The organism is Azorhizophilus paspali, assembly GCF_043587585.2.
Lineage (GTDB): Bacteria > Pseudomonadota > Gammaproteobacteria > Pseudomonadales > Pseudomonadaceae > Azotobacter > Azotobacter paspali.
Window position 1 is genome coordinate 2,332,962 of the sequence record NZ_CP171449.1, and the last position, 17,995, is coordinate 2,350,956.

Sequence of the window (17,995 nt, forward strand, 5' to 3'; positions counted from 1 at the left end):
ATAGCCATCGGAGACCGAGGAGTCCTGAGCGGCCCGCGCCCAGGCTCACAGTTGCGGCAGCACCGGGGTGAGTACTCGAACCCCGGCATTCTGCGCCCGATGACGCAGTAGATGATCCATCAGCACCAGCGCCATCATGGCCTCGGCGATCGGAGTGGCGCGGATGCCGACACAGGGGTCGTGGCGCCCCTTGGTGATCACCTCCACCGGATTGCCGTGGACGTCGATGGAACGGCCCGGGGTGGTAATGCTGGGAGTCGGCTTGAGCGCCAAGTGGGCGACGATCGGCTGACCCGAGGAGATTCCGCCGAAAATACCGCCGGCATTGTTGGACAGGAAGCCGTCTGGGGTGAGTTCGTCGCGGTGCTCGGTGCCGCGCTGGGCGACGCTGGCGAAGCCGGCGCCGATCTCCACGCCCTTAACCGCATTGATGCTCATCAGCGCATGGGCCAGTTCGGCATCCAAACGATCGAAGATCGGCTCGCCTAGCCCCGGCGGCACGCCTTCGGCGACCACGCTGATCTTGGCCCCGACCGAATCCTGATCGCGACGCAACTGGTCCATGTAGGCCTCCAGCTCAGGCACCTTGTTCGGATCGGGACAGAAGAAGGCGTTCCGCTCCACCGAGTCCCAATCCTTGAAAGAGATTTCGATCGGACCGAGCTGGCTCATGTAACCGCGCACGAACACACCCTGAGTCGCCAAATACTTCTTGGCGATGGCACCGGCCGCCACGCGCATGGCGGTCTCGCGCGCCGAACTGCGGCCGCCGCCCCGGTAGTCGCGGATGCCGTACTTGTGATGATAGGTGTAGTCGGCATGGGCCGGGCGGAAAAGGTCCTTGATCGCCGAATAGTCCTTGGATTTCTGGTCGGTATTGCGGATCAGCAGGGCGATCGGGCAGCCGGTGGTCCTGCCCTCGAACACGCCGGAAAGGATCTCCACCTCATCGTCTTCCTGACGCTGGGTGGTGTGGCGGCTGGTGCCCGGCTTGCGCCGGTCGAGGTCGCGCTGCAGGTCGGCAGCCGACAACTCCAGCCCGGGCGGGCAGCCGTCGACGATGGCAACCAGGGCCGGGCCGTGGCTCTCACCGGCCGTGGTGACAGTGAACAGCTTGCCGTAAGTATTGCCGGACATACAGGGCTCCGCGAACAATCAGCCTGATCGAAGGTGTGCGAGTATACCCAGGGGGCACTGCCAGTTCACCCTCCGCCTTGCGCCAGCCGGCGCGCAGCCATGGCCGTCCACGATGTCGCGAATACTCCTGCTGTTTCTGCTCCTGGTGGCAGGTTTCGTCCATGCCAGGACCATTCAGCACCAGCCCATAGAGCTGGCGACCCCGAGCGGGATACTGTATGGATCGCTGCTGCTGCCGCAGGACGCCAACCCAGTGCCCGTGGCCCTGCTGATCGCCGGCTCCGGCCCCACCGACCGCAACGGCAACAATCCGGCCGGCCGCAATGACAGTCTCAAGCGGTTGGCCGAAGCCCTGGCCCAGCGCGGCATCGCCAGCGTGCGCTATGACAAGCGCGGTGTCGCCGCCAGCCTGGCCGCCGCCCCGGACGAGCGGATGCTGAGCGTGGAAGGCTACGTCGCCGATGCGGTCGCCTGGGGCCACGAGCTGGGCACCGACCCGCGTTTTTCCCGGTTGGTGCTGATCGGCCACAGCGAAGGCGCGCTGATCGCCAGCCTGGCCGCCGGACAGGCTGGCGCCGACGCGTTGGTCGTCATCGCCGGCAGCGGCCGTCCGATCGACCAGGTACTGCTGGAACAACTCAGCACGCGCCTGCCACCACCCCTGCTGGCCTTCAGCGCAGCGCTAATCGACGAACTTAAGGCGGGACGCATTCACGAGCAGATCCCCGAGCCGCTCGGGGTACTGTTTCGTCCGAGCGTACAACCCTATCTGATCTCGCTGTTCCGCCAGGATCCGGCAGGGGCCTTCGCCCAGGTGCGCATTCCGGCGCTGATCATCCAGGGACGTCACGACATCCAGGTCGGGATGAAGGACGCCGAAGCCCTGAAGGCCGCCAAACCCGACGCCGAGCTGCTACCGGTCAACGGTATGAATCATGTGCTGCGTATCGTCCCGGCGGATGTGCAGCACCAGTTGCCCTCCTACAACAATCCGGAGTTGCCGTTGGCTAGCGTCCTGGGACAAGCGATCGGCGACTTCATCCTGCGGGGCGAAACGACTCGGTAGCGTCCAACCGGGCACATTCGACAGGGCTTAGGGCCGAAGCCGAGCGCGGAACAGATCCCGATATTCCCGGCACTGAGCGGCATTCAGCAGAAAGACGCCATGCCCGCCCTGGGTGAACTCCAGCCAGGTAAAATCCACTTCCGGGTAGAGTGCCTCAACATGCACCTGGCTGTTCCCCACCTCGACGATCAGTACGCCCCGCTCGGTCAGGTGATCAACCGCCTCCGCCAGCATGCGCCGAACCAGATCCAGGCCATCTTCGCCACAGGCCAGCCCCATGGCCGGTTCGTGGCGGTACTCCTCCGGCATGTCGGCGAAATCCTCGGCGTCCACGTAGGGCGGATTGGAAACGATCAGGTCAAACCGTTGCCCCGGCAGACCGGCGAAGCCATCTCCCTGCACGGTATAGACACGCTCGTCGAGAGCATGGCGCTCGATGTTCCGATTGGCCACTTCGAGCGCATCGAAAGACAGATCGGCCAGCACCACCTCTGCCCCGGGAAACTCATGGGCACAAGCGATGCCGATGCAACCGGAACCGGTACAGAGATCGAGAATCCGCGTCGGCTCGTGTGGCAGCCAGGGAGCGAAACGCTGGCCAATCAGCTCGGCAATCGGCGAGCGCGGCACCAGCACCCGTTCGTCGACCAAGAACGGCAGCCCGCAGAACCAAGCCTCGCCGAGCAGATAGGCCGCCGGGATACGCTCTTCGATGCGGCGCTGGAGCAAAGCGCCCAGATGCATGCATTCGTCTTCCTCGAGACGGCAGTCCAGATAACCGTCGGCCATTTCCCAAGGCAAATGCAGGGCGCCGAGTACCAGTTGGCGAGCCTCGTCCCAAGCGTTGTCGGTACCGTGACCGAAATACAGCCCCTCGGCATGGAAACGACTGACCGCCCAACGGATATAATCGCGCGGGGTACGCAGACGGGTCGGAATGGCTGCCATGTATATCTCCCAACCAAAAGCGGGCATTCTAGCAAGCAGCGGGAACCCCCCGGCTGGAAACAAGCCGCGCCTGTAGGGTAATGCGAGCAATCCGACTGCTTGACTCCATGGCGAAAGACTGGCACTCCATGGGCCGAATCAGGCTTGTCGCAAAGCATGCGAGGCATCGCACAAGGGTGGAGAGCGGCCAACCCGGAGCCCCGGTGATTGTCGGCTCGATAGGCATCTCCAAGCCTGGCGGTCGCCCCGTCTCATAGACTTAAGGTGATGTTTGTTCACTTCTGAAGACAGGAAGGAGACAATCCGCGCCGTTTTTTCATGGAGGAGCCACCATGCCCCAACCACAAACAGTGATGCAGATCACAGGCCGCAGCTTTGCACCGGCCCACCTGAAGAATGCCACTCTGCTCGTCATCGATGCACAAGAAGAGTACCGCAGTGGCATCCTGCGCTTGCCTGGGCTCGAGCCTGCAATCGTGGAGATCGCCGGCCTGCTGGCCGCCGCTCGTGCCGCAGGCACCCCGGTGGTGCATGTGAAACACCTCGGTATTCCCGGAGGTTTCCTCGATCCGCAGGGTACGCGTGGCCAGCTCATCCCGGAAGTCGCACCGCAGCCGGGAGAAATCGTCGTGGAGAAGCGCCTGCCGAACGCCTTCTCCGGTACCGACCTGCATGACCGGTTGCAGGCGATCGGCCGTCTAGACCTGATCGTCTGCGGCTTCATGACCCACTCCAGCATCAGCAGCACCGTGCGTGCAACCAAGGACTATGGATATCGCTGCACCCTGGTGGATCGTGCCTGTGCTACCCGTGACCTGCCGAGCCCGAATGGAACCATTAGTGCGGAGCAGGTCCACCGCGTCGAGATCGCCAGCCTCGCCGACAACTTCGCGGCCATAGTGCCCGACGCGCAGGCACTACTCTAACCGAGCCCCGAACACAGCGCGTATATAAAACATTCGATACTCGGCGACAGACTGTACTACCAGTTGCCGAGCGCCAAGGGCCAAGACCTCGGCGGGAGAAGCCCTCAATGAAGCCAACTGACGAGTCCACCTCATCATCCGCCTACAAGTTGCAGATCAACCGCTGGCGTTTCGGGGCGGGACTTGCAACCTTATCCGCCTCTCTGGGCATATTGCTCGCCATGGCGGGTACCGCCTCCCTGCTTGGCCAAGCTCCGACTCCCGGAGCGGGTAGGGATCTTCCCGAACTCTCTGCCGGTGCCGCCGTACTTCTTCTGATCCTTGGTCTCCTGCTGCTCTGGGCGGGCATTCACGCCTGGCGTGTCTGCCGGCGTGGCCTGCGCGCCATACGGCATTCCGGCAGTGCTTTCACCCGTACTAAAAAGCACGACTGACGCCGGAAGGCATCCATTGATTAAACTAGGTGCCTCTCATGGAGGTCAGCCCATGTCCGATGACGATTTCGCCCTGTTCCAATCCGCTACTCTCGGCGTCAAACCGCTGCGTCGGGATGATCGCGCCGACACCGGCGTGCGCCAGCGCGACCGGCGACAGATCGCCAGCCGCCGCCAGGCAGCCATGCAACAGGTCGAAACGCAGCCAATCGACGGTCTGTCCGATCAATTCGTCATCGATGTGGCTGCCGAGGACGACCTCCATTGGGCGCGTGATGGCGTCCAGGAGGGCCAGATGCGCAAACTTCGAGTCGGGCAGATCGCTTTCGAGGGCAGTCTGGACCTGCATGGCATGAGTGTGGAGAAAGCCCGCGAAACTCTCTGGGCCTTTCTTGCCGAAGCCATCAGACTGGAAGTGCGCTGCGTGCGTATCACCCATGGCAAGGCTGCCCGACTGGATGGCAAGCGCCCCATGGTTAAGAGTCACGTCAACACCTGGCTGCGCCAGCATCCACAGGTACTCGGCTTTACCTCCTGCCTACCCCGCCATGGCGGCACGGGAGCCGTCTATGTGCTGCTCAAACGCACTATGCTCGAGGGGCGCGACGAATAGCCGAATCACCTTGGCGTGCTTGCAACGCTCATTACGCCCCCCTAACCTGCACGCTCGTGTATCTCATCAAAAAGCTCTCGCAGGAATATCCATGTCCCTGGAACAGCAGTACACCGCGATTCTCGCCCAGCTCGGCGAGGACGTTTCCCGTGAAGGTTTGGTCGACACCCCCAAGCGTGCGGCCAAGGCCATGCAGTATCTCTGCCGCGGCTATCAGCAGACCCTTGAGGAGGTCGTCAACGGCGCCCTGTTCAGCTCGGACAACAGCGAAATGGTGATGGTGAAGAACATCGAGCTGTATTCGCTCTGCGAGCATCACATGCTGCCGTTCATTGGCAAGGCGCATGTGGCTTATCTGCCCAATGGCAAAGTTCTGGGCTTGTCGAAGGTCGCCCGAATCGTCGACATGTTTGCGCGACGCCTGCAGATCCAGGAGAACCTCACCCGTCAGATCGCCGAGGCAGTGGAACAAGTCACGGGAGCCTCAGGAGTGGGCGTGGTGATCGAAGCGCAACATATGTGCATGATGATGCGTGGCGTGGAAAAGCAGAACTCCACCCTGGTCACTTCGGTAATGCTCGGCCACTTCCGCAGCAATACAGCTACCCGCAGTGAGTTTCTCAGTCTGATCAAGTGATACAACGAACCTGCCCTGACCTGGCAGCACCCAGGGAGTACTCTTGGAAGCAAAGCGCTCCCACGCTGCAGGGTCTCGCGCCTTGGATGTTGTCTTCGGCCGGCCAGACGACTGCCATTCGGGTTACCATGATAGACCCCGTCATACAATGAGATATACGCATGTCAGCCAATGGCCGAAATGATGTTCGTCTGATCAAAAAGTATCCGAACCGCCGTTTGTATGACACTCGTACCAGCAGCCACATCACGCTTGCCGATATCCGCCAGTTGGTGCTCAGCGAAGAACCCTTTCAAGTAGTCGACGCGAAAACCGGGGAAGATCTGACCCGCAATATCCTCTTGCAAATCATCCAGGAGGCCGAAAGCGATGGTGAACCGATTTTTTCCAGCGAAATGCTCAAGGGGATCATTCGCTTCTACGGCCCCTTCCAGGGCGTACTCACCAGCTATCTGGAAAAAAGCATCCAAAGCGTCATAGAGGTACAGACCCAGGCTGGAGTGCAATCCACTCAGGCCTGGACAGATTTCATGCAGAGCCAGGCCCCCATGATGCAGGACCTGATGCGCCAGTATGTCGAACAATCCAAGAAGCTTTACCTAAATACTCAGAACATGTTCGGCATTTTTTCCGGTTTTACCGACAAAACAGGCGGAAAAAAAGATGGCGATGAAGGCCAAAGCTGACCTTCATCGCCAAAGGAATCAAGGAAGGTAAAAACCATGGCCCAGCGGTCACCAGCTACCGTCAGGCAGTCTTCTTGCCAGCGGCTTGGGTAGTCGCCTGACCTGCGGCGTTGGCAGCCGCTTCGATGCCACTTGCGGTGATTTCGGATGCCTGCTTGGCCGCTCTCTGCGCGCTCTCGTAGACGTTGCCGGCCCCCTCGACGGCAGATTTGAATACGGATACGACCGGCTCGGCGTTAGCCGGAGCGTTCTTGCAGATCTCTTCGACGATTTCCTGAGCCTGCTGAGTGCCGATTTCGATTTGGCGCTCGGTCAGCCTGGTGACTTCTGCCTGAAAACGGGAAATGAGGTCATAAGTCTGGCGGCTGAACTCCACGAGACGCTCAGCCTGCTCGTTGGGCTTGAAGAAAGAGGCCTGTAGCTCCAGGAAGGCCTGCGGGTCACGCACCGATATTATCTTGCGCAAATTTTCGAAATTGTCGTCGGTTGCGGCTCGTATGGTCTTGAACTGCAGCTTGGCGAGCTCTTCGGCACTTTCGAAAAGCTTGCTGCTCAGTTGCTGAACAGCATCCAGGTTGGACTTAGAGGCACTTTCCATTTTTTCCAAATCAAAAAAAGACATGACGGTATCTCCTGCATAGTGACGGCCGGACTGGCCTGGCAACGCCGCTGCTGACGGCTTCTTGGATTCAACAGACGATTTCATTGTTGCACCGCACAATTTTTTGTGCAAGTATTTTCTTGCGCCGCAAAAATCGCCTGAGAGGAAAATTTATGGAGCTTCAAGGCTTTGGGCTGGATTAGGCCGTAAACATCTGACTCCTCCTGCTACCGGAGCACCAGAAATTAGCTGAGCAGCCCTAACAAAGGATATTGTTGCATCGCAGTATGCAGGGAACTACAAGCGACGAGCCCTGCACACCACGGATACCAGCCAACCCTCTCCAGGCTTGCTGGTTTTACGCTTTTTCCTACAGGCCGATCATCCATATGCGACAACGGCATGACCCTTTCGAGAGTCAGCTCGGAAAAAACTTCTATGAGCCCGGTATTGCCCCGGAGTCATACCGAACCAACGCGAACAGGCACGGAAAAAACTGCTATGCTCGTGGAACCCCAGCAGGTAGGCGACCTCCTGCAGGCTGAAATGTGAATGGCACAGATACAGATGAGCCTGCTCACGACGAGTTTTATTCAGCAAATCCTTGTATTGGGTACCCTCCTTCTTCAGACAACGCTGCAAGGTGCGTTTACTCACGCAAAGTGTTCCCGCTACTTCTTCTATGGTTGGCTCCCCGTCGCTCAGCCGCTCCATGATCAACTGCTGGACTCGCCAAGTACTCAATTGGGAGTTCTGCTCATGCAGTCGCCGCTCGGCAAAACGCTCGTGTATGCTTGCCAGGGCTGCATCAGCGGTGCTCAAAGGAGAGTCCAGTTGGGTAGCATCAAAAAAAATGGAAAAATGAGAAGAATTGAATCGGATAGGACAGTTCAGGATGCGAGCATATTCTTCCGTATCAATCGGCTCCGCATGTACGAACTCGATACACAAAGGCGTGAACCGTGTATTCCCGCATAACCAACGCAGGTAGGCAATCAACGCCGCCATACCGACATCGTAGAACTGCCGTGGTATGGCTTTGCTACCGCCATGGCGGCAGCCACACAGACGATAGGTGCGACCCTCCCGATGCAGGGAAAAATCGACGCCATTATCGATCAATGAGCAATAACAGACAAAATGCTGAAGAGCAGTTTTGAGATCGGGGCTCGACATCATCGCATAGCCCACGACATCGTAAATCCCGGGCTTGACCAACCCATAGGCCTTGAGCCCTATATCCGGATTGCCGCTCTGCACTGCGGCTCGACTCAGGATCCTTGAAAGATCCTTGACACGACATCCTTCTATATCATTGAAAATATTAGGGTTTAAGCCCAACTCCTTAAGTAGATTTTCAATTTCCAAACCCTCTGCCCTAAGCGTCTCCTCGACGAGCCGTGCATAGTTCACACTGACTTTAGACATATCCTTTTTCGCGCTCTCTTCCATGGGCCAAGAAACCAAACGCATGTGGAAAAACCAATGCATTGAGTATTCTAGCTCCTACGGCAAGTCCCGCTTTACCAAGCGACCGGACCCATGCCGCATACATCACATGCCAGAAAGTAGATATCAAAACACAGGATTCTGGCGCCAGGACGACCATTCATCGCTCTCGGCATTCTCCATCCATCATCAATTCGGCTCGTGCCCTTCAGAGGTCGCGCCAAGTGGATACCCCTTTCCACACATCCGTGGCAATAGCTATGCCCCCATCACCGCCATATCAGTCCGATAGCAAAAAGCCACTGGAAAACCTCGCAAAGGGTGTCACCAATCGCCAGTACGATGTCACCAACGGGCACTATTCTTAAAGCGTGACCCAATCGAGAATGAGCCTCGCGAGTCACGACACAAATGACGCTGTGCAGCTACACGCCATTCAGCAGTCGTGGGCAGCCAGGGTCTTCGACAAAAAAGGAATGGAAATCTATGAGCAATCAACGAATTGCATTCGTCACGGGCGGCATGGGCGGAATCGGGACAGCAATCAGCCGGCGCCTCTACAAGGAAAACTTCACCGTGATCGTCGGATGCACCCCGCAATCCAAACGCAAAAATGGATGGCTCGCGGCCCAGCGCGATAGCGGCTTCACTTTTGAAGTCTGCGAACACGATGTAACCGATTGGGAGGGCACTCAGCGTGCTTTCGCCGAGTTGCGCGAACGTGTAGGGACCATTGACGTATTGGTGAACAATGCCGGTATCACCCGGGATGCCAGCTTTCGCAAGCTCACTCCGGAAAACTGGCAAGCAGTGATTAACACCAACCTCAATGGTTTGTTCAATACCACTAAGCAAGTCATCGAAGACATGCTCGGCAAGGGCTGGGGCCGTGTTATCAATATTTCGTCGATCAACGGGCAGCGTGGCCAATTCGGTCAGACCAACTACTCTGCCGCCAAAGCGGGCATTCACGGTTTCACCATGGCGCTGGCTCGCGAAGTGGCCAGCAAGGGTATAACCGTCAACACCATCTCTCCCGGCTATATCCTCACCGAAATGACCGGTGCCATGCGGCCGGAGGTCCTCGAGCAGATCACTGCCGGCATTCCGGTCGGCCGCCTCGGCCAGCCCGAGGAAATCGCCAACACGGTTGCCTGGTTGGCTTCCGAGGAGGCGGCCTATGCCACCGGCGCCGACTTTTCTATCAACGGCGGTCTGAACATGCAATGACGGCATTCGGAAAGCTGCTAGGCTTTCCGGTCAAGCCCCCATTCATATGAGGTAACTCCTTCATGAAAGAGGTTGTAATCGTCGCTGCAACCCGGACTGCAGTAGGTAGCTTCCAAGGGTCCTTGGCAAGTATTCCTGCCGCTGAACTGGGCGCCGCCGTGATTCGTCGGCTGCTCGAACAAACCAAGCTGGATGGGGGCCAAGTCGATGAAGTGATTCTGGGTCAGGTACTTACTGCTGGCGTAGGCCAGAACCCGTCTCGCCAGGCCGTGATCAAGGCGGGTTTGCCCTATACCGTCCCTGCCATGACCTTGAACAAGGTCTGCGGCTCCGGCCTCAAGGCTCTGCACTTGGCCACTCAAGCCATTCGCTGTGGAGATGCCGATGTGATCATCGCGGGCGGCCAGGAGAACATGAGCCTTTCGCCCTATGTTCTTCCGGGCGCGCGCACCGGTCTGCGCATGGGACATGCCAACCTGATCGATAGCATGATCCAAGACGGCCTATGGGATGTCTTCAACGACTACCACATGGGTATCACCGCAGAGAATCTGGTTGAGAAATTCGGCATTTCCCGAGAAGAACAGGATGCCTTTGCCGCTGCCTCACAGCAGAAGGCTGTGGCTGCCATCGAAGCTGGTCATTTCCGCAGTCAGATCACGCCGATATCAATCCCGCAGCGCAAGGGGGATCCGATCATCTTCGACACCGATGAACAACCACGTGCCGAGACCACCCTCGAAGCGCTGAGTAAACTCAAGCCAGCCTTCAAGAAAGACGGAAGCGTTACCGCCGGTAATGCTTCTAGCATCAACGACGGTGCTGCCGCGGTACTGCTGATGAGTGCGGAAAAGGCTCGTTCGCTCGGCTTGCCAGCCCTGGTACGAATCAAAGCCTATGCCAATGCGGCTGTAGACCCGGCCATCATGGGCATTGGTCCGGTTTCGGCTACCCGTCGCTGTTTGGAAAAAGCTGGCTGGAATCTGGACGAGTTGGATTTGATCGAGGCTAATGAGGCCTTCGCAGCTCAGTCCCTGAGTGTGAGCAAAGAACTGGGATGGGATGCCAGCAAAGTCAATGTAAATGGCGGCGCTATTGCGATTGGCCACCCAATCGGAGCCTCTGGTTGTCGCATTCTGGTCACTCTGGTGCATGAAATGATCAGGCGCGACGCCAAAAAAGGCTTAGCAACTCTCTGCATCGGTGGTGGACAAGGCGTAGCCCTCGCAGTGGAACGTTGAATTCTGACAAATTGAACCTGCTCGACCAGTGACACGATACGGATGAGTCCTCAGGAATCATCCGTATAAGTGTGTGCACACCAGACATCCTGAATCAACGATTCGCTTCAAGAGAGCAAACAGCTATGCAGCGAACGCCCGGACTGAGGTAGCTAAAGTCTTCATCAGGATGTCAGTCCGCCATTAATGACGGAACAGGACCTTCCAGTCCGTGATGAATTTGTATGTTTTTCAGGAAAAATGTCATGGATCAAGCCCCCTCTTTCACAAGTTTCTGGTCAGCTCAGACACCCTTCGTAGCCAATTTTGCTCTGCAGCAACTGCGCCTCTGGGTGAATACTTCACCTTGGTTCGTCGATACGGATAATGCAAAATGGTTCGATATTCCAGCAGAACGCTTGCACCAGATACAGACCGATTACCAGCGCGAGTGGTACCAACTTGGCTTGCAGCTTCTTTCGAGGAAACCATTCAGTTTCACGGATAAGCGATTCGCAAGCGATAACTGGAGCTCTCCCCTGTTTGGCTCGCTGGCTGCATATTATCTACTCAACTCCAGATATATGATGGAGTTGCTCGAAGAATTGAAAATAGATGATGAAAAACCTCGCCAGCGTCTCTACTACCTAGTGGAACAGGCTATTGCTGCCAGTGCACCAAGCAACTTTTTTGCCAGCAACCCCGACGCTTTGGAAGCCTTGGTAAAAAGCAACGGCGTCAGCCTATTCAACGGCATGTTGCATTTAGCGAGTGATTTGAAAGAAGGTAAACTACGCCAATGCGATAGTGGTGACTTCCAAGTTGGACGTGACGTAGCCACGACACCGGGCGACATTGTATTCGAAAATGAACTGTTCCAGCTCATCCAGTATCGGCCACTCAGTGAAAAGCAGTATCAGCGCCCGCTGCTCATCGTTCCCCCCTCAATCAACAAATATTATATTCTCGACTTGCGCCCCGAAAACTCACTGGTTCGCTATGCCCTTGAACAAGGCCACCAAGTGTTTCTGGTTTCCTGGCGCAATTTCGACGCAAGCTGCGATGGTAAAACTTGGGACGATTTCATTCAAGACGCCGCGATCAAGGCCATCAAGGTTACCCGAGCCATCAGTGGCGGACAGCCGCTCAATTGTGTCGGCTTCTGCATTGGCGGAACCCTGCTGAGCACCGCTCTTGCTGTACTTGAAGCTCAAGGCAGCAAGGACCATATCAGTAGCTTGACCTTGCTGGCTACCTTCCTCGATTACTCCGATACAGGAGTCATCAAAATTTTCGTCGACGAACAGTTCGTCACTCAGATAGAACGGACCATTGGCGGCAAAGGAGGTCCCGTTGGCCTGTTCCGTGGCCAGGACATGGGTAACACATTCTCTTTGCTACGCCCGAATGAATTGTGGTGGAACTACACTGTGGACAAATATCTCAAGGGACAAAAACCACGGACATTAGATATGTTGTTCTGGAATAATGACAGTACCAATCTTCCCGGCCCCATGTACTGTTGGTATCTACGGCATACTTATCTACAAAATGACCTTAAATCAGGTGACTTGGAATGCTGTGGAGTCAGGCTGGATCTGAGCAAGATCAAGGCCCCTACCTACTTGCTAGGCACTCAAGATGACCATATCGTCCCTTGGCGCAGTGCCTATAACACCAGTAACCTGCTTTCCGGCAAGATTCGTTTCGTTCTTGGTGCTTCGGGTCATATCGCAGGAGTCATCAACCCACCAGCACAGAACAAACGGCACTACTGGACCAATGAACAGACACCAGCCGATCCGGATATCTGGATGGAGACTGCCGAGAAAAAGCCGGGCAGTTGGTGGAACGATTGGTTCGCCTGGCTTGCTCAGCACGCTGGCGAGCAGGGCCTGGCAGTCAAACAGAGCGGTAATCGCGAGTATCAGGTTATAGAGGCAGCGCCAGGCCGTTACGTGAAAGGCTGATCCATCAATCTCAGACCATCGTGAAGTCTGAGAAACCATCAGCACCACTAATTAGTGCGAGTATTAGATGTTGTTAAAGCTAAAATGCCCATATCTCTGAAGATATGGGCATTTTTGATTCCCTTCTTTAAAATCTAAAGCACCCTAGCAGCCTTACCAAGCGATGTCAGAAACGCTCGATATCAGCTGTCGACTGAAGCTGGCGCCGATAGGCTGTAAAATCCTGTTGGCCATTACGTGAGGCCAAAAAGCGTCGATACATGCCTTTCTCCTCTTCGGACAAATCATCCGAAGGATCGCTGACTCCAGTCAGGCGAATCAATACATAATCACCGTTCGGTAGCGCAACTCCGGCAAAGGAGGGCCTATCTGTAGCAGCAGGCTTCGGCATTTGGAAGGCCGATTGCAGGATGGCAGGATCAATACCCTCTTGATTACGTGCCGCAGCCTCCACTACGTGCCAACCCTCTCCCTGTTGAGCCTGATCAATCGGTGTGTGTCCCTGCCGAAGCTCACCGAGGAGAGCCTCTCCTCTGACTCTGACCTCTTCGGCAGCATGCTTCTTCAGCAACTGCTCTCGAATTTTGCCAGCTACCTGATCAAAGGGAATTTGCTCGGGCTTCTTATGTTCTTTCACCCTTAAAACAACGACTGTATCGGGATCCAATTCGATAGAACTACTATTATTGCCTTGCTCAAGCACTTCAGGACTGAATGCAGTCTGAACGAACTGCCGGTTTGCTGTTAAGCCTTCACCGCCTTCACGACCAAAAGGAGGAGTGACTTTAATCTGAAGCCCAAGCTCCTGGGCCGGCTGAGAAAGATCCGATGCCTCGAAGGCTGCATTCTCCAAGTCACGCGAAGCCTCAACAAAAGCCTGCTCGACTTGCTCTGCCTTGAGTTCATGGACCAATTTTTCCTTCAGGGTATCGAAGCTGGGAATCTCTGGCGCTTGCACACCGAGCAGCTTGATCAAGTGCCAGCCGAACTCGCTGCGAACCGGAGAACTGACCTCTCCCTCCTTCAAGGAATAAAGTACCTTTTCAAAAGCCGGATCATAGACATCAGGCCCTGCATAGCCTAGATCACCCCCTTTGTCTGCCGAACCTGGATCCTGAGAGAACTCCTTGGCAAGAGCGGCAAAATCTTCCCCCTTGTCGATACGCGCCTTGAGCTCCTCCAGCTTAGCCTTAGCCTGCTCCTCACTCAGCTTGTCGTTCACTTCGAGGAGAATATGTGCAGCCCGTCGCTGTTCAGCAAGATTGGCAATTTCTCGCTGATAAAGTGCCTGTAGATCCTTGTCCCTGATTTCTACCTGGTCGAAGAAAGCATGCCGCTTCAGCTCGATATATTCCACTACGAGCTGCTCGGAAGTCATATAGCTACTGGCATGTTCCTCGTAGTAGGCCTGCACCGCTTCATCCCCGACCGTCACCCGAGCAGGGTCGGCGGATAATGTCAAAGTGGAAAAATCTCGAGTCTGCCGCTCCAAGCGAACAAAGTCGCCGATCTCGCGATCAGTCGCAAAGCCACTACCAGCTAAACCAGCGCGCAACTGACCGATGAGCATTTCCTGCTCCAACATTTGTCGAAACTGCGGACGACTGTAGCCCATCTGCGCAATGACTTGATCGAACCTATTGGCGTCGAATCTGCCATCGACCTGGAATTCAGGAGTCTGCAGAATCAGCTGATCCAGAGCATTTTGGGAAAAAGCAAAATCTGCCGCTTTCGCTCCCTGCAGCAGCAACTTGCGCTCTATCAAGCCGCTGAGCGCTGCATTGCGCAGCAACCCCTCGTTCAATTGAGAAGCATCGAAGTCTTTGCCAAGCTGCTGGAGCAATTGCCGACGCTGCGTCTCCACTTCCCTGTTCAGCTCAGCCAGTCCGATTTTCGCGCCATTGACCTCTGCCGCATTCTGGCTGTTGCTCGTGCTAGTGAGAATGGCGTCGAAGCCGGTCAAGGCCAATAGCGCGATGATGACCCCGATGATGATCTTGGCAATCCACCCTTGTGAATTGTCCCTGATGTTCTGCAGCATGCATCCCCCAGAAATGACTGACAAAAAGCCATTTAGCACTGGTAGAGTCTGAATATGAAAAAGGCGCATCTTTTTGGATGCGCCTCCTCGTAACTGGTGGAGAGAGCGAACTCCGACCCCCATGATTTCCGACGTGACAAGTCGGTATGCTAATCGGCCGAACCCTTGCTCCGCGACCAGAGACTAGGCAATCCGCACTAACGTCCCCTGTGCTCGCAAGACGCTCAGTTGACCGCGTCCTTCAAGGCCTTGCCAGCCTTGAAGCCCGGGATTTTGGCTGCCTCGATGTTGATCGGCTTGCCAGTCTGCGGATTGCGACCAGTACGAGCAGCACGCTCCTTGACAGCAAAAGTACCAAAGCCAACCAGCACCACGGAATCGCCAGCCTTCAGGGCGCCAGTGACAGACTCAATCACTGCGTCCAGCGCCCGGCCAGCAACAGCTTTCGGGATATCAGCGGATGCGGCAATCGCATCAATCAATTCCGACTTGTTCACTCTAGGTCCCCTTATTTCATTTGGGTTATTTCTTGATCCTGGTGCAGGCAAAACGGGTGCTGGATGGTTTGCCGACACGAAAAAACTGGCTTTATATCAAGCGATTCAAAAAGATGTCAAGGAAAGCCCTAACGGCTAGTGCGTACTGATTCTCTCCTTGGGATCAGTTTCGCGCTTCTCATCCTTTGCGACCATCTCCGGGGCCGTATCAGGCAAGGGCTCTGGGGCGTATTGCAGCGCAATCTGCAGGACCTCGTCAATCCATTTAACCGGTTTGATCTGCAAGTCCTGCTTAATGTTCTCTGGGATATCTTTTAAATCCCGGACGTTCTCTTCAGGAATGATAACGATCTTGATACCTCCCCGATGAGCCGCCAAAAGTTTTTCCTTTAATCCACCAATGGCCAGTACTTGACCACGCAGCGTTATTTCCCCGGTCATTGCCACATCAGCCCTCACGGGAATTTGTGTCAACGCGGAAACCAAGGCAGTACACATCCCCACTCCCGCACTGGGACCATCCTTGGGCGTCGCCCCTTCCGGCATGTGAATATGGATATCCCGCTTCTCGTGGAAATCCAGCGGAATCCCGAGACTTTTCGCCCGACTTCGCACTACGGTCAATGCCGCCGTAATAGATTCGACCATGACATCACCAAGCGATCCGGTTTTGATCAGTTGCCCTTTGCCCGGTACGACGGCCGCTTCGATAGTCAACAACTCACCCCCGACCTGGGTCCAAGCCAGTCCCGTGACTTGACCGATCTGATCCTGCTGCTCAGCCAACCCATAGCGATATTTACGGACGCCCAGAAAATGCTCCAGCGAGTCGGCCGTTACCGTAACCTTGAAATGTTTTTCCTTGGCATTTTCCTTGACCACTTTGCGACAGACTTTGGCGATTTGCCGCTCGAGGCTACGAACCCCCGCCTCACGGGTGTAGTAGCGGACCATGTCGCGGATTGCTGCCTCCTCGAACTCCAGTTCCCCTTTTTTCAAGCCATTAGCCTGAGTTTGCTTGGGAGCCAGATATTTGACGACGATATTGACTTTCTCGTCTTCGGTATATCCAGGAAGCCGGATCACCTCCATACGATCCAAGAGCGGCGCCGGAATGTTCATGGAGTTGGCGGTGCAGACGAACATCACATCCGAGAGGTCATAGTCAACTTCTAGATAATGATCGTTGAAGTTGTGGTTCTGCTCCGGATCCAGCACCTCCAGCAGCGCAGAAGCAGGATCTCCCCGCATATCGCTGCCCATCTTGTCGATTTCATCGAGGAGAAACAGTGGATTGCGAACCCCCACCTTGGTCATTTTCTGGATCAGCCGGCCAGGCATCGAGCCAATATAGGTACGGCGATGACCACGGATTTCGGCTTCATCGCGGACACCGCCCAGCGCCATGCGCACAAATTTGCGATTGGTAGCCCGCGCGATGGACTCGGCCAGGGAAGTCTTGCCAACGCCTGGAGGCCCGACCAAGCAGAGCACAGGCCCCTTGAGCTTCTTCACACGTTTCTGCACGGCAAGATATTCGAGGATGCGTTCCTTGACCTCCTCCAAACCATAATGATCCGTATCGAGAATGGTCTCGGCCTTGGACAGATCCAGACGAACCTTGCTCTCGGCTTTCCAGGGCACATTGACCAGCCAGTCGATATAGGAACGAACGACAGTGGCCTCCGCCGACATCGGAGACATCTGCTTCAGCTTATTCAACTCGGCCTGGGCCTTGGCCAGCGCCTCCTTCGTCAAGCCAGCAGTCTCGATGCGCTGCTTCAAGTCATCGATTTCATTGTGACCTTCATCGATATCGCCGAGCTCCTTTTGAATGGCTTTCATTTGCTCGTTCAGATAGTACTCGCGCTGACTGCGCTCCATCTGCTTCTTCACTCGCCCCCGGATACGCTTCTCGACCTGCAGCAGATCGATTTCAGCATCCAGAAGCGCCAGAACGTGCTCGACACGGGCCGACAGATCGGCGATCTCCAAGATTTCCTGCTTCTGCTCAAGCTTGAGAGCCATGTGTGCAGCCATGGTGTCGACCAGCCGCCCCGGCTCATCGATGCTATTCAATGACGACAGGACTTCGGCAGGCACTTTCTTACCAAGCTGGACATACTGCTCGAACTGACTGAGCAGGCTACGAATGAAGACCTCGCCCTCTCGTTCGGTGATCGAAGCCTCCTCGACCAAGGACAGCTGCGCCCGACTGTGCCCCTCGGCATCGATGAAGCGCTCAATGATCCCTCGCTGCTCTCCTTCGACCAAAACCTTGACGGTACCGTCGGGAAGCTTCAGCAGTTGCAGGACCGTTGCAACGGTGCCGACTCGATAGAGAGATGCCTCTCCCGGATCGTCATCTGCCGGGCTCTTCTGGGCCAGCAAGAGGATCTGCTTGTTTCCGCTCATAGCAGACTCAAGGGCTTCGATGGACTTTTCGCGCCCCACGAACAGCGGGATTACCATGTGCGGATATACGACAACATCGCGCAGCGGCAGAAGAGGTAATTCGATCATATTCATGATTTAGGCTC

The 17,995-nt window shown here is 56.1% G+C and carries 16 protein-coding genes; 9 read left to right on the forward strand and 7 right to left on the reverse strand.

Annotation, left to right across the window (positions count from 1 at the left end):
* Positions 1–45: 45 nt before the first annotated feature.
* A complete protein-coding gene (gene aroC, locus ACGI6K_RS11175) occupies positions 46–1,137 on the reverse strand; it encodes a chorismate synthase (protein ID WP_376948772.1) in 1,092 nt (363 codons plus the stop codon).
* 112 nt (positions 1,138–1,249) lie between these two features.
* Here aroC and ACGI6K_RS11180 point away from each other — a divergent pair, with 112 nt between their 5' ends.
* Complete coding sequence (locus ACGI6K_RS11180) at positions 1,250–2,203, forward strand: alpha/beta hydrolase (protein ID WP_376948774.1); 954 nt, start codon at positions 1,250–1,252, stop codon at positions 2,201–2,203.
* A gap of 27 nt (positions 2,204–2,230) precedes the next feature.
* Here the strand turns inward: ACGI6K_RS11180 and prmB are convergent, their stop codons facing one another.
* The gene (gene prmB / locus ACGI6K_RS11185; RefSeq protein WP_376948776.1) at positions 2,231–3,151 is read right to left on the reverse strand and encodes a 50S ribosomal protein L3 N(5)-glutamine methyltransferase; all 921 of its coding nucleotides are present in this window, start codon (positions 3,149–3,151) and stop codon (positions 2,231–2,233) included.
* A 332-nt stretch (positions 3,152–3,483) separates the two neighbouring features.
* On the opposite strand from prmB, the gene ACGI6K_RS11190 reads away from it, so the two are divergent.
* From ACGI6K_RS11190 to phaR, 5 genes are all read left to right on the forward strand, one after another.
* Positions 3,484–4,077, forward strand: coding sequence for a cysteine hydrolase family protein (locus ACGI6K_RS11190; RefSeq protein WP_376948778.1), 594 nt, complete (start codon positions 3,484–3,486; stop codon positions 4,075–4,077).
* 107 nt (positions 4,078–4,184) lie between these two features.
* Positions 4,185–4,511: a hypothetical protein gene (locus ACGI6K_RS11195; protein WP_376948780.1), complete on the forward strand. Its 327-nt coding sequence runs from the start codon at positions 4,185–4,187 to the stop codon at positions 4,509–4,511.
* A gap of 52 nt (positions 4,512–4,563) precedes the next feature.
* The gene (locus ACGI6K_RS11200) at positions 4,564–5,124 is read left to right on the forward strand and encodes a Smr/MutS family protein (RefSeq protein WP_376948782.1); all 561 of its coding nucleotides are present in this window, start codon (positions 4,564–4,566) and stop codon (positions 5,122–5,124) included.
* Between the two features lie 91 nt (positions 5,125–5,215).
* Positions 5,216–5,761, forward strand: a complete 546-nt coding sequence (gene folE, locus ACGI6K_RS11205; protein ID WP_012700955.1) for a GTP cyclohydrolase I FolE — start codon at positions 5,216–5,218, stop codon at positions 5,759–5,761.
* Positions 5,762–5,922: 161 nt separating this feature from the next.
* Positions 5,923–6,447, forward strand: coding sequence for a polyhydroxyalkanoate synthesis repressor PhaR (gene phaR / locus ACGI6K_RS11210; protein ID WP_376948785.1), 525 nt, complete (start codon positions 5,923–5,925; stop codon positions 6,445–6,447).
* A 61-nt stretch (positions 6,448–6,508) separates the two neighbouring features.
* Here phaR and ACGI6K_RS11215 read toward each other — a convergent pair whose 3' ends face one another.
* Positions 6,509–7,069: a phasin family protein gene (locus ACGI6K_RS11215; protein WP_376948805.1), complete on the reverse strand. Its 561-nt coding sequence runs from the start codon at positions 7,067–7,069 to the stop codon at positions 6,509–6,511.
* Positions 7,070–7,429: 360 nt separating this feature from the next.
* Entirely contained in the window at positions 7,430–8,539 is a 1,110-nt protein-coding gene (locus tag ACGI6K_RS11220; protein ID WP_376948787.1) for an AraC family transcriptional regulator, read from the reverse strand.
* A 444-nt stretch (positions 8,540–8,983) separates the two neighbouring features.
* Here ACGI6K_RS11220 and phbB point away from each other — a divergent pair, with 444 nt between their 5' ends.
* From phbB to phaC, 3 genes are all read left to right on the forward strand, one after another.
* Complete coding sequence (gene phbB, locus ACGI6K_RS11225) at positions 8,984–9,727, forward strand: acetoacetyl-CoA reductase (protein ID WP_376948789.1); 744 nt, start codon at positions 8,984–8,986, stop codon at positions 9,725–9,727.
* 62 nt (positions 9,728–9,789) lie between these two features.
* Positions 9,790–10,968: an acetyl-CoA C-acetyltransferase gene (locus ACGI6K_RS11230; RefSeq protein WP_376948791.1), complete on the forward strand. Its 1,179-nt coding sequence runs from the start codon at positions 9,790–9,792 to the stop codon at positions 10,966–10,968.
* Between the two features lie 245 nt (positions 10,969–11,213).
* Positions 11,214–12,917, forward strand: a complete 1,704-nt coding sequence (phaC, locus tag ACGI6K_RS11235; RefSeq protein WP_376948793.1) for a class I poly(R)-hydroxyalkanoic acid synthase — start codon at positions 11,214–11,216, stop codon at positions 12,915–12,917.
* Positions 12,918–13,083: 166 nt separating this feature from the next.
* Here the strand turns inward: phaC and ACGI6K_RS11240 are convergent, their stop codons facing one another.
* The 3 genes from ACGI6K_RS11240 to lon all read right to left on the reverse strand — a co-directional run bounded on the left by ACGI6K_RS11240 (position 13,084) and on the right by lon (position 17,984).
* Positions 13,084–14,958 (reverse strand): SurA N-terminal domain-containing protein, encoded by a 1,875-nt coding sequence (locus tag ACGI6K_RS11240; protein WP_376948795.1) that lies wholly within the window; start codon positions 14,956–14,958, stop codon positions 13,084–13,086.
* Between the two features lie 224 nt (positions 14,959–15,182).
* Positions 15,183–15,455, reverse strand: a complete 273-nt coding sequence (gene hupB / locus ACGI6K_RS11245) for a nucleoid-associated protein HU-beta (RefSeq protein ID WP_012700946.1) — start codon at positions 15,453–15,455, stop codon at positions 15,183–15,185.
* Positions 15,456–15,590: 135 nt separating this feature from the next.
* Positions 15,591–17,984 carry an endopeptidase La gene (gene lon / locus ACGI6K_RS11250; protein WP_376948797.1) on the reverse strand — a complete coding sequence of 798 codons (2,394 nt, stop codon included), beginning with the start codon at positions 17,982–17,984 and terminating at the stop codon, positions 15,591–15,593.
* Between the last annotated feature and the right edge of the window lie 11 nt (positions 17,985–17,995).

Bases quoted from the DNA above. Each gene is read 5' to 3' on its own strand.
- ACGI6K_RS11195 (WP_376948780.1), top strand. From the start codon at position 4,185: ATGAAGCCAACTGACGAGTCCACCTCATCATCCGCCTACAAGTTGCAG.
- ACGI6K_RS11200 (WP_376948782.1), top strand. From the start codon at position 4,564: ATGTCCGATGACGATTTCGCCCTGTTCCAATCCGCTACTCTCGGCGTC.
- ACGI6K_RS11240 (WP_376948795.1), bottom strand. From the start codon at position 14,958: ATGCTGCAGAACATCAGGGACAATTCACAAGGGTGGATTGCCAAGATC.
- lon (WP_376948797.1), bottom strand. From the start codon at position 17,984: ATGAATATGATCGAATTACCTCTTCTGCCGCTGCGCGATGTTGTCGTA.
- ACGI6K_RS11230 (WP_376948791.1), top strand. From the start codon at position 9,790: ATGAAAGAGGTTGTAATCGTCGCTGCAACCCGGACTGCAGTAGGTAGC.
- ACGI6K_RS11220 (WP_376948787.1), bottom strand. From the start codon at position 8,539: ATGCATTGGTTTTTCCACATGCGTTTGGTTTCTTGGCCCATGGAAGAG.
- phaR (WP_376948785.1), top strand. From the start codon at position 5,923: ATGTCAGCCAATGGCCGAAATGATGTTCGTCTGATCAAAAAGTATCCG.
- prmB (WP_376948776.1), bottom strand. From the start codon at position 3,151: ATGGCAGCCATTCCGACCCGTCTGCGTACCCCGCGCGATTATATCCGT.
- phaC (WP_376948793.1), top strand. From the start codon at position 11,214: ATGGATCAAGCCCCCTCTTTCACAAGTTTCTGGTCAGCTCAGACACCC.
- folE (WP_012700955.1), top strand. From the start codon at position 5,216: ATGTCCCTGGAACAGCAGTACACCGCGATTCTCGCCCAGCTCGGCGAG.
- phbB (WP_376948789.1), top strand. From the start codon at position 8,984: ATGAGCAATCAACGAATTGCATTCGTCACGGGCGGCATGGGCGGAATC.
- ACGI6K_RS11215 (WP_376948805.1), bottom strand. From the start codon at position 7,069: ATGTCTTTTTTTGATTTGGAAAAAATGGAAAGTGCCTCTAAGTCCAAC.
- ACGI6K_RS11190 (WP_376948778.1), top strand. From the start codon at position 3,484: ATGCCCCAACCACAAACAGTGATGCAGATCACAGGCCGCAGCTTTGCA.
- aroC (WP_376948772.1), bottom strand. From the start codon at position 1,137: ATGTCCGGCAATACTTACGGCAAGCTGTTCACTGTCACCACGGCCGGT.
- ACGI6K_RS11180 (WP_376948774.1), top strand. From the start codon at position 1,250: ATGTCGCGAATACTCCTGCTGTTTCTGCTCCTGGTGGCAGGTTTCGTC.